This window comes from Chloracidobacterium sp. D (genome assembly GCF_018304685.1).
Classification (GTDB): Bacteria; Acidobacteriota; Blastocatellia; order Chloracidobacteriales; family Chloracidobacteriaceae; genus Chloracidobacterium; species Chloracidobacterium thermophilum.
In genome coordinates this window covers 2,562,939-2,576,074 of record NZ_CP072634.1, presented here as the reverse complement: position 1 = coordinate 2,576,074, position 13,136 = coordinate 2,562,939, and the positions used below count along the sequence as shown (strand labels likewise).

General features: G+C 62.9%; 13 protein-coding genes. 7 read left to right on the top strand and 6 right to left on the bottom strand.

What is annotated here, in order from left to right:
• Positions 1–103 precede the first annotated feature (103 nt).
• From J8C01_RS10960 to J8C01_RS10940, 5 genes are all read left to right on the top strand, one after another.
• On the top strand, positions 104–802 hold the full coding sequence (locus J8C01_RS10960; protein WP_014100692.1) for an LON peptidase substrate-binding domain-containing protein: 699 nt from the start codon (positions 104–106) through the stop codon (positions 800–802).
• A 121-nt stretch (positions 803–923) separates the two neighbouring features.
• Complete coding sequence (locus J8C01_RS10955) at positions 924–1,829, top strand: VWA domain-containing protein (RefSeq protein WP_187288381.1); 906 nt, start codon at positions 924–926, stop codon at positions 1,827–1,829.
• A gap of 73 nt (positions 1,830–1,902) precedes the next feature.
• Positions 1,903–2,403 (top strand): hypothetical protein, encoded by a 501-nt coding sequence (locus J8C01_RS10950; RefSeq protein WP_211431933.1) that lies wholly within the window; start codon positions 1,903–1,905, stop codon positions 2,401–2,403.
• 16 nt (positions 2,404–2,419) lie between these two features.
• Positions 2,420–4,276, top strand: coding sequence for a glutamine--fructose-6-phosphate transaminase (isomerizing) (glmS, locus tag J8C01_RS10945; protein WP_014100689.1), 1,857 nt, complete (start codon positions 2,420–2,422; stop codon positions 4,274–4,276).
• A 3-nt stretch (positions 4,277–4,279) separates the two neighbouring features.
• The gene (locus tag J8C01_RS10940) at positions 4,280–5,050 is read left to right on the top strand and encodes an ElyC/SanA/YdcF family protein (RefSeq protein ID WP_014100688.1); all 771 of its coding nucleotides are present in this window, start codon (positions 4,280–4,282) and stop codon (positions 5,048–5,050) included.
• On the opposite strand, the gene J8C01_RS10935 is transcribed toward J8C01_RS10940, so the two are convergent.
• The 4 genes from J8C01_RS10935 to J8C01_RS10920 all read right to left on the bottom strand — a co-directional run bounded on the left by J8C01_RS10935 (position 5,007) and on the right by J8C01_RS10920 (position 7,666).
• Complete coding sequence (locus J8C01_RS10935) at positions 5,007–5,486, bottom strand: VanZ family protein (RefSeq protein ID WP_049787502.1); 480 nt, start codon at positions 5,484–5,486, stop codon at positions 5,007–5,009. The genes J8C01_RS10940 and J8C01_RS10935 overlap by 44 nt on opposite strands.
• Positions 5,483–6,223, bottom strand: a complete 741-nt coding sequence (locus J8C01_RS10930; RefSeq protein WP_014100686.1) for an SDR family oxidoreductase — start codon at positions 6,221–6,223, stop codon at positions 5,483–5,485. Before J8C01_RS10930 ends, J8C01_RS10935 begins: the two co-directional genes overlap by 4 nt.
• A 6-nt stretch (positions 6,224–6,229) precedes the next feature.
• Complete coding sequence (locus tag J8C01_RS10925; protein WP_211431932.1) at positions 6,230–7,387, bottom strand: NAD(P)/FAD-dependent oxidoreductase; 1,158 nt, start codon at positions 7,385–7,387, stop codon at positions 6,230–6,232.
• A gap of 87 nt (positions 7,388–7,474) precedes the next feature.
• Complete coding sequence (locus J8C01_RS10920) at positions 7,475–7,666, bottom strand: hypothetical protein (RefSeq protein ID WP_014100684.1); 192 nt, start codon at positions 7,664–7,666, stop codon at positions 7,475–7,477.
• A gap of 352 nt (positions 7,667–8,018) precedes the next feature.
• On the opposite strand from J8C01_RS10920, the gene rlmN reads away from it, so the two are divergent.
• Together rlmN and J8C01_RS10910 are read left to right on the top strand one after the other, a co-directional pair.
• A complete protein-coding gene (gene rlmN, locus J8C01_RS10915; RefSeq protein ID WP_211431931.1) occupies positions 8,019–9,107 on the top strand; it encodes a dual-specificity RNA methyltransferase RlmN in 1,089 nt (362 codons plus the stop codon).
• A 111-nt stretch (positions 9,108–9,218) separates the two neighbouring features.
• Positions 9,219–11,480, top strand: coding sequence for a diguanylate cyclase (locus J8C01_RS10910; protein ID WP_211431930.1), 2,262 nt, complete (start codon positions 9,219–9,221; stop codon positions 11,478–11,480).
• A 55-nt stretch (positions 11,481–11,535) separates the two neighbouring features.
• On the opposite strand, the gene J8C01_RS10905 is transcribed toward J8C01_RS10910, so the two are convergent.
• Together J8C01_RS10905 and prfA are read right to left on the bottom strand one after the other, a co-directional pair.
• Complete coding sequence (locus tag J8C01_RS10905) at positions 11,536–11,979, bottom strand: (deoxy)nucleoside triphosphate pyrophosphohydrolase (protein ID WP_211431929.1); 444 nt, start codon at positions 11,977–11,979, stop codon at positions 11,536–11,538.
• Between the two features lie 11 nt (positions 11,980–11,990).
• A complete protein-coding gene (gene prfA / locus J8C01_RS10900; RefSeq protein ID WP_211431928.1) occupies positions 11,991–13,064 on the bottom strand; it encodes a peptide chain release factor 1 in 1,074 nt (357 codons plus the stop codon).
• Positions 13,065–13,136: the final 72 nt, after the last annotated feature.

Sequence of the window (13,136 nt, the reverse complement as noted above, 5' to 3'; positions counted from 1 at the left end):
GGTCCGTACCCTTTCCGGCTGCAACAGGGCATCTGGCTTCGACAAAACCCGACCAGGTGTGAAATCATACGCTGGTTAGAATTCGTGCTGTTGATGACTTGCTATGAACCAACCCTTGCCCATCCTTGAAGGTACGAAGCGGATTCCCATCTTTCCGCTCCCGGTCGCCTTGTTTCCAGGGATGATGCTGCCGCTGCATATCTTTGAGGAGCGGTACAAGGCCATGGTGCGTGATTGCCTGGCCGGGGAAAAAATCTTCGGTGTGACTTTTGTCAGGGGACGAGAAGGTTTCCCGCCGCCTGTGGGGCGCGTCGGGTGTGCGGCCTTCATCCTGGCGATGGTGCCCTTGGAAGAGGGGCGGATGAATATCCTCACAACCGGACTGGCACGCTACCATGCCCTCGAATACTTTCAGGATGAGCCTTATCTGGAAGGTCTCGTCACCTTTTTCGATGATCAGCCGGTGCGGGAAGACCTCACCGAAATTGTTGAAGCCGTGCGTGCGACCTTCAAGCGAACGGTCAAGGCCATTCGCGCGATGAGTCGCGAGGACGACAGCTTCCCGGATGAGCTGCCGGAAGACCCACGGGCGTTGTCGTTTCTCGTGGCGTCGCTGTTGCAGATGAGCGAAGACCAGAAGATGGCGCTGATGGAGTTGACTGACACGAAGGAACGCCTTGAACGTCTGCGGCGGATGCTGATACCGGCGGCGGAAAGGTACGAGTTGCGGGCTGCCATCAATGAACTGGCCAAAACCAACGGACACAGCCCACGGGGCGTATTCGGCAACCCGGAGCCGTAGTCAGCGGACTGCCCTGGTCCGGTTCCGGGTCTGGGTTGGAAGTCTGTGGCCGGGTCTGCTGGCCGCCCTGTGTAGCCTGGGATTGGGTGCTGCAGAAGCCACAGCCCAGGAGCGTGCTGCGGTGCCGGATGACACCCTGGTGACACTGCGCGCCCAGCAGGTGCTTGTGCCGTTCACCGTGGTGGATCGACTCAATCGTCCGGTTACGACGCTTACGGCCGCCGATGTCAAGCTCTTTGAAGATGGCGTCGAGCAGGATATCGTCGCACTGGGACGGGCACCTGACCTGCCCACGACGGTTGTCGTGGTGCTTGATTGCAGCGGCAGCATGGTCGGCCGCCTGCCACTGGCCAAGCGGGCGACGCTGACGTTTCTCGAACGCATCCTGCGACTGCCCCAGGATCGTGCGGCTCTGCTCGCCTGTCAGCAGGACCTGCTGCTGGCACAACCGCTGACGGGCAGCCTGGACGCCCTGCGGCAGTCGCTGGCGACTCTGGATGAGCGGCTGCCGTCGCCACTGGGACGGGTGATGCCCTTCGATCCCAGGCAGGCCACACCACCGGGAACTGCGCTCTATGCGGCTCTGTATGCCGCCATTGAGCTGATCCCGGAAGCAACGGACGAGCGACGGCGGGTGGTGGTTGCCATCAGCGATGGCTTTGACAGCGAAGGTTTGGTTCGGGTCGGGGAAGTCATCGAATACGCCTGGCAGAATCAGGTGAGCATCTACGCCTTGGGCATCGGGCAACCGGAGTTGACCGCAACGGACGACCAGCGGACGGTCAATCGGGCGGACCTGGAACGCCTATGCGCGGCAACCGGTGGACAGGCCTTTTTCCCACGGCTGGACCGTGAGTTTTTTACGGCGTTCGAGCAGATTGACACCGATTTGCGGCAACGCTTCGTTCTGGCCTATACACCGGCAAATGAAGCAGCCACGTTCCGCACCATCCGCATTGAAGTGCCGCGCCATCCCGATTGGAAAGTGCGCCACCGCGCCGGTTACTACACCAACCCCAGTGAGTGATGTACCCCCCATGGAGACAGATACTTTCCCTCGGTATTGTTGGCACCACGCCGCGTGGTGGAAGCCGCTGGCGGTGGGTGCCCTGCTGCTGGCCCTGGACAGCGCCAGTGGACTGGCCCAGACGACCCGCCCGGCGAGCGCCAGGCGCAAGGCAGCACGTCCGGCTGCCACGCCTGGCCGCCCGGCCGCGCCGGCTGAAGCTCCACCACGTCCGGCCAAAGACAAGTATCCCCCGGTTGAAGCACGGGTGGCTGCCTACCGCGAGCAGCTTGAAGCCAAAAAAATCAAGCGCGAGGACACCCTACCCTATCTCATCGCCGGGGTCGAAGTACTGGGCATTTCGGAATCGGCCCGGGGAGTGACAGCGTTTATCCGCGTCGAGGACGAAACCACCCTCGTGGTGCGCGCCGGGATGCGTTTTTACGATGGTGTCCTCGAAAGGATTGAGCCAAACCGCCTGGTTTTTCGCCTGAATAACCAGCGGTTGGTCGAAAAACGCTACGGTCATTCCATTGATGCGTCGCCCGGCAACACTGCGCCGGATGAAGCACCGGAGACGGATTCCCTGCCCTGAAAGAAGGCTGCTGTCCATGTGCGGTATTGTTGGTTATGTCGGTGCCAAGCCGGTCGTTTCGGTTCTGCTCGATGGTCTCAAGCGGTTGGAATACCGGGGTTATGACTCGGCCGGACTGGCCGTTGTAGCCGATGGGCAGCTTGAACTGCGGCGCGCATCGGGAAAACTCTACAACCTGGAAGCCGTCATTCAGCGGGCACCGCTCACCGGCAGTTACGGCATCGGACATACCCGCTGGGCCACCCACGGACGCCCCACCGAGGAAAATGCCCACCCGCACCGCGACGCCAGTGGGCGGGTGGTGGTCGTCCACAACGGCATCATCGAAAACTACCTTTCCCTGAAGCGGGCACTGGAACGGGAAGGCCATACCTTCGTGACGCAGACGGACACGGAGGTGATTGCCCACCTCATCGGTAAGTATTGGCAGGCGGGTCTGGGGCTGGCGGATGCCGTCCGGCAGGCCATTGCCGAACTTTCGGGGATGTTCGCCCTGGCCGTGATTTCGGCTGATGAGCCGGATGTGATTGTGGCGGCGCGTTTTGGCCCGCCGGTGATTGTCGGGCTGGGGCAGGGGGAAAACTTCGTGGCTTCCGATGTCACAGCCATTCTCCAGCACACCCGCGAGGTGGTGTTTCTCGAAGACGGGCAGGTGGCCGTGGTGCGCCCCAGCGAAGTCACCTTCACGGACTTTGCCGGGCGGCCGGTGACGCCGCCCGTGCAGCGCGTGACCTGGGACCCTGTCCTGGCGGAGAAGGGCGGCTTCAAACACTTCATGCTCAAGGAAATCCACGAGCAGCCACATGCCATCCGGGAAACCCTGGCCGGGCGGGTCAGTCTGGATGAAGGACGGGTGTATCTCGATCCGACGGACATTCCCGACGCCGACTGGCAGGCATTCACCCGGCTCGTGATTCCAGCCTGTGGGACGAGCTGGCACGCGGCACTGGTTGGGAAAGTCCTCATCGAAGAACTGGCCCGCCTGCCGGTCGAGGTGGACTACGCCAGTGAGTTCCGCTACCGCAATCCGCTGCTCGATGAGCGGACGCTGGTCGTTGTCATCACGCAGTCCGGCGAAACCGCCGACACGCTGGCAGCGCTGCGCGAAGCCAAGCAGCGTGGTTGCCACACCTTCGCCATCTGCAACGTGCCCGGCTCGATGGCCGCGCGCGAAGCCCACGGCGTCCTGCTGACCCATGCCGGGCCGGAAATTTCGGTGGCTTCCACCAAGGCGTTTACTTCCCAGATCGTGGCGCTCTACCTGCTGGCACTGCATCTGGGGCAGTGCCGGGGGACATTATCGCCGACGGCCGTGATGAAGCACGTCGAACAACTGCTGGCCCTGCCGGTCAAACTGGAAGCTGCGCTGGAGCAGGACGCGGCCATTGCCGAACTGTCCAGAGAGTTTTTCCGGGCGTCAGATTTTCTCTACCTCGGCCGCGGCGTGAACTTTCCCATTGCGCTGGAAGGCGCACTCAAGCTCAAGGAAATCAGCTACATTCACGCCGAGGGCTTTCCAGCCGGGGAAATGAAGCACGGACCGAACGCGCTCATTGACGAGCGCCTGCCGGTTGTCATGGTGATGCCCCGGGAAGTTGGCCATGCGGCTTCCGAGCTGCGGTACGAAAAGACGCTGTCGAATCTGCAGGAAGTCAAAGCCCGCGATGGGCGTGTCATCGCCATTGTCACGGAAGGCGATACCGAGGCTGCCGGGCTGGCTGAGTATGTCATTCCCATTCCGGCCACAAGTGAACTGCTCTCCGCCGTGCTGGCCGTGGTGCCGTTGCAGTTGCTGGCCTACCACATTGCCGTACGGCGCGGCTGCGACGTGGATCAGCCGCGCAATCTCGCCAAGAGCGTGACGGTGGAATAGCGTGTGTTCGCTCTCGAAAAGTTTCTGGTGCCGCTGTTGTTTCCGCTGTCCCTCGTGCTGATTGGGCTGGGAGTGGGACTGGGGCTGCTGTGGTTTTCCCGCTGGCAACGGGCAGGCAAAGCCGTGGTGACGGTGTCCGCCGCGGTTCTCGTGGTGGCCAGTCACGGTTGGACAGCCAATGCCCTGCTGGCACCCCTGGAGCAGGGGCAGGTTATGTTTGCCCCACGGGGTGAAATCCCGCCGAAGGCCCAAAGCATCCGCTGGATTGTCGTTTTGGGGGGCGGCGTGGGCGGTGATGAACACCTGCCGCCCACGGAATGTCTTTCGGACGCCTCCCTGCGACGGCTCATCGAAGGCATCCGGCTGCACCGCCTGTTGCCGGCGGCCCGGTTGGTGACATCCGGCGGAGCCGTGTTCACGCCGCGCCCGGCCGGCGAAGTGATGCGGGACGCCGCCTGCGCCCTTGGTGTTTCCCCCGAACGGATTGCCGTCCAGCCCGTGGGGCGCAATACCGTCGAGGAAGTGGCCGCCGTGGCCGGACTCGTCGGACAGGACCCGTTTCTGCTCGTCACTTCGGCCGCGCACATGCCGCGCGCGCTGGAAGCCTGCCGGAAGCAGGGATTGCACGCGCTGCCGGCGCCGACCGACTTTCAGGCCGCAGGATCAGATGGCGTATGGACGCCGGGCGACATCTATCCGAGCGGCGCCGGGCTGCATCAGTCCGAGCGGGCTATGTACGAATATCTCGGACGCCTGCGCCAGCGTCTGCGCTGATTCGTATCACATGGAACAGGCCAATGCTGCCGATGGCCAGTCCGACACCAAGGCTGTCCAGCAGCACATCGGCAAGGCTTCCGCTGCGTTCTGCCGTGAACGTCTGCCGCCATTCGTCCAGCGCGGCATAGGGGATGGAAATCACCGCTGCGCCCAGTCCGGCCTGCCACGCCTGCCACCGGTGGGCCCGGCGCAGGGCCACGTACCAGAGCACGGCCAGCAGCGCATACTCGGTGACGTGCCCCAGCTTGCGCAGGAGGAGGTGCAGGCTTTCAAGTTGCTGCTCATCCAGGTAGGGCCGCCACCACCGCAGCCAGCCGTAGGCCACCGGCGCGGTGTTGCGCCAGGCAAGCCAGTCGCTTGAAAACACAAAAATCGCCGCCATCCAACTGATGGGGAGCAGCAGCCACCACCAGCGATGCCGGACATCGGTCATAGTGAGAGCCGTTTGAAGATGGGTTCGGGAATCATCCGAATGACCAGCATGATGAAGCGCCAGAAAAACGGGGTGTAGATGTCGCCGTCGGCGCGGTACAGGGCGCGCACAATGTCCCGCGCGACGCGCTCCGGCCTGGCAACCAGAGGGGGGAGCTTCATCCCGTAGGTCATCGGCGTGTCCACAATTCCTGGCTTGATGGTGACGACCCGTACGCCGCTTTTGAAAAGTCGCTGCCGCAGCCCCTGGCAGAAGGCCGTGACGCCTGCCTTGGCTGAGCCATAGACGTAGTTGCTCTGGCGTCCGCGATCGCCAGCTACAGAGGAAATCACGCCGATGACGCCCCGGCGTTCCTTTTCAAAGTAGTTGGCGGCGTGCGTCACCAGCGACACCACGCCGACGTAGTTCGAGGCAATCATGGCTTCGGCAGCGGCAACATCCTGCTCGGCCTGTTTCTGGTCGGTCAGCGTTCCGAAAGCCACGAGGATGCCATCCAGGCGGCCGGTACATGCCACGGCTGCCGTCCAGACCGCGCCGTGGCTGGACAGGTCACAGGCGTCAAACGCCAGGCTGTGGGTTGGAACGCCGTAGCGCAGGTGAGTATCGGCGGCAATGCGTTCGACTTCGGGCAGGTTGCGTCCGGCGAGCACCAAGGTGATGCCGCGCCGGGCCAGCTCGGCAATGACCGCCCGCGCAATGCCCGAAGTGGCGCCAAAGATGGCGTAGGTAGGGGCCATGGGGCGTCAGATGACGGCCGTTTCGTGCAGCAGTTCGCCGGTGGAAAAGCGTTCGATGGAGAGCGGTTTCACGTCGAGGGTACGGGATTCGCCAAACAAAATCATTTCGGCAATGGCCGTTCCCATGGCCGGCGAGTGCATGATGCCGTGCCCACTGAAGCCGGTGCAGACATAGAAGCCTTCGACCTGCGGCACCGGGCCGACGATGGCGTGGTGATCGGGCGAGATGTCGTAGAGTCCGCCCCAGCAGCGGCGCAGGTTGATCGCGGCGTTTGCCAGGCAGGGCACGCGCGGAAGCGCCCGCTCGATGATGGCGTCAATGAAGTCCGGGTTGAAGGTCGTATCGAAACTTTCCGGCTCGTCGGGATCGGCCCAGCCCAGCATGACGCCGTCGCCTTCCTTGCGCATGTAGCAGCCGGTGCTCAAATCCACGAGCATGGGCAACTCGCGGGGCAGTTCATCAAAGCGTTCGGTCGTCACGATTTGCCGCTTGGTGGGACGGATGGGGATGTCCACGCCGAGCTTGCGTCCGACCAGATGCGACCAGGCCCCGGCGGCGTTGACAACTACCGGCGTTGCAATGTGCCCCCGGTTCGTGACCACACCCGTGATGCGTCCGTGCTCCACGGTGAAATCCAGCACTTCGGTCTCCAGTTCGATGCGCGCCCCCTGTTCGCGGGCCTTGCGGTTGAAGCCCTGCATGATGCTGTAGGGGTCAACGAAGCCATCCGTTGGGCAATAAGTGCCGCCCAGTACGTCTTCGACGTAAAGCTGAGGAACAAGTTTGGCAATGTCTTCGCGGGTCAGAAACTCCACGGGGATACCTTCCGCCTGCTGGACGCGCAGATTCTGTTGCAGGTAGTCCACATGGGCCGGCTCGGTGGCAATGAACAGGTAGCCATAGCGCCGGTATTCGGGGTCCTGTCCGGTGAGTTCCTCGAAGTGCGTGAAAAAATCAATGGAAAAGCGCGACATGCGGATGTTGACCGGGGTGGCAAACTGCTGGCGAACGCCGCCAGCGCTCCGTCCGGTGGAGTGTTTGCCCTGAAAGTTCTCACGTTCGAGAATGAGCACGTCGCGGCACCCGTGCCGGGTCAGAAAATAGGCAATGCTGCATCCGATCACGCCGCCACCGATAATGACGACTTCAGCTTGTTTGTTCATGGTTTTTCAAAACCTTGCGCCGGGCTTGATAGCGCCGGTTTCAGCGATTCGCGGGATGGCGAACGGGCACCCGGAGTGGGGCCGGGGCTAGGCATCCACATCTTCTTCCTCGCGTTCCCGTTCGCGTTCGAGTTCCTCAAAGAGATTGTCATAGCAAGCCTGACACACGGCCCGGTAGCCAAACTGGCGTACCACGGAAGCCAGTTCCGGGATGCGCGTGATGTCGAAAAGCTGCCGGGTCGGTTCGTCACAGCAGTCGCAGAAAGCTCGCGTCGGCATCGTCGTTTCACCCTGGACAGAAAGGCAAGGAAAACATAACGGTCAAGGAAACAGCCGCCAAGGAAAGCACAAGACTCAGTAAAGCTGTTCTGTCGGTTCTGGTGGATGACCGACCGGAGGGCAGGTCAAAACATTTTTTTACAAATGTAAGCCAACGGCGGTCGTCCTGTGCGTAGGCTAACGTACTTTGTGCTTCGGCGCGTATGCTTTCCAGCCCAGGGCGGGTGTTTTGGGCGGCTGCCGCCGGGCACGGGACTGGCTTGGTCAGTGGTCACGGGCATGCTTTGATAGGCTGTTGCCCGTGCACGTGGAATCCGGGTTGAAGCCAGGAGAAGGGAGGTTGTTGGTGCCCATGTCATCCGCATCCGTCGCCATGGCGGGCCACGACCTGTTGGGCTTCACCTGCCAGCAGATGTGCGCCTTCATGGTGGAGCGTGGGCTGCCGGCGTATCGCGGGCGGCAACTTTTCCAGGCGCTCCACCGGCGGCTCGTCGAAACGCCCGAAGCGGCGCTGGAGCTGCCCCGCGCCCTACGCACCGGGCTGGCGGCTGAGTCCGACCTGCGGCCGCTGTCGCTGATGGAAGTCTTCGAGGCTGCGGATGGGACACGCCGCTACCTGTTCACCGTACGCGACGGGCATGCCATTGAAACCGTCTGGATTCCCGATGGCGGACGGATCACGTTGTGCCTTTCTTCGCAGGCAGGCTGTCCCATGCGCTGTGCCTTTTGCGCCACGGCGACCCTGGGATTGCAGCGGAATCTGACGGCGGGCGAAATCGTCGCGCAGGTCTTGTACGTGTTGCGGGATGCTGTCCATCGCTGGCAACAACCGCGTCCGGCTGGCGTCAATCTGGTGTTGATGGGGATGGGGGAGCCGTTGCTCAACTACGACCACGTGCTCCACGCGCTCCGTGTCCTGGCCGACCCGGAAGGACTGCACATTGTTCCCCGGCGGGTGACGCTGTCAACCGTTGGGATTGTCCCCCGGATCATCGCCTTGGGACGCGAGCCGGACCGTCCGCGCCTGGCGGTTTCGCTGACGGCGGCCACCGATGACCTGCGGGCGCGGCTGATGCCGGTCAACCTGACCTACCCGCTGGAAGCCTTGCGTGAGGCGTGCCTGATGTTTCCACGGCATCCGGGCGAGCGGATCACCTTCGAGTATGTGCTGCTGGGTGGCGTCAATGACGCGGATGAGCAGGCGCGGGCACTGCTGCGCTGGCTGGCGCCACTGCGGGCCCGGGAAGCGGCCAAGGTCAACCTCATCCCGCACAATCCCGTGCCGGGACTTCCCTTTCAACCGCCGCCGCCGGAGCGGGTGCTGCGCTTTCAGGCGCTGCTGCGGGCGAAGGGCTTGCCGACCTATCTCCGCCGCCCGCGCGGGCGGGACATTTTCGCCGCCTGCGGGATGCTTGCGGCAAGCTCCCAGCCGTCGGCATAATGCGCAGCAAGCGCCAGTTCAGCCTTGCAGCCGGTCCCGGCTCTGTGCCGTCCAGCGGGGGAAGCGCCCATGCGCTGTGGTTGAGGGGGTGGTGGCTTGTCCCTGAAAACTTTGAAGACCTGGGTTTCCAAATCACTCACGCCGGCTCTGATCTACCGTCTGCAACAGGCGGCCACGGCGCTGTCCCGGCACCTGGCGCAGGCGCCGCTGGCCGTGGCTTTTTTTGATGACGAGCGGTTTCGTCTGCTGGCCTCGGTGGGCTACGAGGAGTTTGCCCGTGAGACCCTTGAAACAACGCTGACCGAACGGCTCGACGCCATTCGGGCGAACCTTCTGGTCTGCGTGCCACGTGCTGCGCTGCCTGGCTTCCCCTTTGCGGTGGCTGACAGCACGGCGCTGCTGCTGCGGCGGTTTACCCTTGATCAGTTGTTGTGTGGCGTCCTGCTGGTGGAGTCGGCGGCAGATGAGCAACTGGAAGCCGCCCTGGCCGGACAGGAGTTGTCCTGGTCGTTTCTCATCCGCGAAAGCGGATGGTGCGCCCGCCTGACCGAAGCGGAAGCCCAGGTGGTGGAGATGAGCCGCCAACTGGAAGCGGCGCGGCATGCCATCGAGCGGTTGACCGAGTTGGGTGAGCAGTCCATCCGCGACCGCGAAAAGTTCATTGCCAACGTGGATTACGAGCTGCGCGCTCCGTTGACGACGGTGCTGGGTTACTGCGAGATGCTGCAGGATGCCACCTATGGGCCACTGACCGATACCCAGCGCAGTTTTCTGCGCCACATTGAAGCTGGCGGACAGGCGTTGCTCCACATTGTGGATGATCTCATGCGCCTGGTTCGGCTCGAACGAGGCGGGGATGCCTTGGATATTCGTGAATTTTCGGCGGCGCGCCTGTTTCAGTCCGTCCAGTCGGCCTTTGCACCCCTGGCGGAGCGCCGGCAGGTCCGGCTGGAAGTCCGGCTCGATCCGGCGGCTGGCATGATTGTGGGCGATGAAGCCCGGCTGTACGAAGCCCTTTCCCAGCTTCTGGACGACGCCCTCCGGTACATCCCACGGGGTGGGATGCTGTGCCTGACCGGTGAGTTACAGCGTGTTTCCAGCCATGTCCAGAGCCTGGTCATCACCCTTCAGGATGACATGTCCGGCATCGTGGCCGAGCAGCGGCTGGCCACCTATCGTGCCCTGCAAAACGCGGCCAGCCAGGTGCCCTCCCGTGGTATTGCCTTGGGGCTGAGTGTGACCTATCGCATCCTGCAACTCCACGGCGCGACCCTGACGGTCGAGGGCGACGCCACGCAGGGCTGCCGTCTGATTTTCCGTCTCCCACACCGCTTGTCCGCCTCGCAACTGGAAATGTCTCAGGTGCTCATCGTGGATGCCAGCGCCGAAAGCGGGAATCTTCTGCGCACGATTCTGGAGAGCGAAAACCTCCGGGTGCAGCTTGTCGTGGCGTCCGGCAACGACACGGCGGCCATGCTCCATGCCAACTACTTCGAGTCAGCTACGCGGTTGCCGGATGTCGTCCTCCTCGATGCTTCCCTGCCGATGACCGATGGTTATGAACTGTGCCGTCTCATCAAACAAACCGAGGCCACCCGCTATCTGCCGGTCCTGATGCTGACGGCCTCGCCGGAGACCACGGAGAAACTGCGCGGGCTGGAAGTCGGCGCGACGGATGTCCTCACCAAGCCCATCAACCGCAGGGAACTCCTCATGCGCGTCAAGGCGCTTATTGCCCAGAAGCGTGAATTTGAAGCGATGCTGCGGGCCTACCACAGTGCCCGGCACCGGGCCATCACCGACGGCCTGACGGGCCTGTTCAATCACGCCTACTTTCTGGAAAAGCTCACCCGCGAAGCCGAGCTGGCGGAACGGAGCGGAAATCCGCTGTCCATCATCATGCTCGACGTGGACCGGTTCAAGCACTTCAATGACACCAATGGCCACGAAGCCGGCAACGAGTTGCTCAAAGACCTGTCCCGGTTGATGGAACGTTGTTTCCGGCGCAGTGATGTTCTGGCGCGGTACGGTGGTGAAGAGTTCGTGGTGCTGTTGCCCAACACCCCCAAGAGCCAGGCGGCGGTGCTGGCCGAGCGGCTGCGGCGGCGGGTGGCCGAATATCCCTTTGCCGGGCGGGAGTCGCAGCCCGGCGGGCGCCTGACCGTCAGCTTGGGGGTGGCTGCTCTGCCCTCGGACACCAGCGACCCCAAGCAACTTCTGGAGCTGGCTGACCGCGCGCTGTACCGCGCCAAGCAGAATGGACGCGATCGCGTCTGCGTGGTCGAAAGTGAAGCCCTTGAGCACCCTATTCCAAGCGGTTTCTGGAAAGTGCCGGGCCAACCGGACACGGCGGACAACCTGCCGTCGGCCTGATGCTCTGCACACCTGCCGGGCTCCAGCCGGACGCCGGCGCTGCGGCCGGACTGTCTCAATCAAACTGCGGACACAGCCCGCCGGGCCGGGCCGCGAGTTGGCACAGGCGGGCGACCACCGGGCGGTTGGGGGCCAGAATGTCCAACGTGGTCATCTCTTCCGGCCGCACCCAGCAGGCGGCCTGAACGCCACGCAAGGCCGGGACGCCGCCAGTGATGCGCGCCCAGTAGAACATGACGGCGAAGGCCTGCCGGGCATCCACGGCATAGTGAATGATGTGCAGGGGGGAGCCGACGGCAATCTGCACGCCGAGTTCTTCGTTCAGTTCGCGCTGGAGTCCAGCCTCAGGAGCTTCGTTCCAGTGAAGTTTGCCGCCGGGAAATTCCCACTGGTTGGCGAACCGTCCAGTGGGCGGTCGTTGGGTCAGCAGCACGCGCGGGCCGTCCACACAGACGGCGGCGACCACGAGGGTTGTGGTTGGTTGGGGTGTCTCGACCATGGGGGTGGACTTCAGGCCGCAACTTCAGTCTGCATTTTGAGCGCCTGAAAGTGGGCCACAAGTGGGTCAAGCAAGCTGTCCAGATCGCCCTCCAGTACGGTGTCGAGTTGGTGCAGGGTGAGTCCGATGCGATGGTCCGTGACGCGATTTTCCTTGAAGTTGTAGGTACGAATCTTTTCGCTGCGCTCACCGGTGCCCACCTGGGCGCGGCGTTCGCCGGCAATGGCTTCGTGTTGCTTCTGCCGCTCCAGGTCAAGCAGCCGGGCACGCAAAATCCGAAAGGCTTTTTCCCGGTTCTTGATCTGGGATTTCTCATCCTGCATGGACACGACAATCCCTGTAGGCAGGTGGGTCAGGCGCACGGCAGAGTAGGTAGTGTTGACCGATTGCCCCCCCGGGCCTGAAGAGCAGAACGTGTCAATCCGAACGTCTTTGGGGTCAATCTCGACCTCCACTTCCTCGGCTTCGGGCAGAACGGCGACCGTCACCGTCGAGGTGTGAATGCGCCCGGCCGATTCTGTGGCCGGCACCCGCTGGACCCGGTGAACCCCGGACTCGTGCTTGAGACGGGAATAAACCCGCGCCCCTTCGATAAGCATAATACCTTCCTTGAGTCCACCGACTTCCGACAGGGATTCATCCAGGATTTGTACCCGCCAGCCCTGCCGTTCGGCATACCGCAGGTACATGCGCAGCAGTTCGCTGGCGAACAGCGACGCCTCATTGCCGCCGGTTCCAGCCCGGATTTCGAGCAGGACATTCTTGCCGTCGTTGGGGTCCTTGGGGGTCAGCAGGCGTGCCAGTTCGAGTTGACATTCTGCCCGCTGCTTTTCAAGCAGCGCAATTTCCTCCCGCGCCAGCGCCTGCATTTCCGCGTCATCCGTTTCGTTGAGCAGTTCCCGCGCGCCGGCCAGGTTGGCGTCAATGGTGCGGTACTCCCGGAATTTCTCCACGACTTCCGTCAGTTCGCTGTGCTGCTTGGCCAGCCTGGCATAACGCGCGGCATCAGCAACCACCTCAGGGTCACTGAGTTGTGCCGTGAGGGCGTCGTATTTCTCTTCAATCGCTTTCAGTTTGTCGAACATGGCACCCAAATGTTTGCGGTTGGCCGGCAAAAGCCGTCATAGACGGCACGCCTCACCGGTTGCGCCCATATC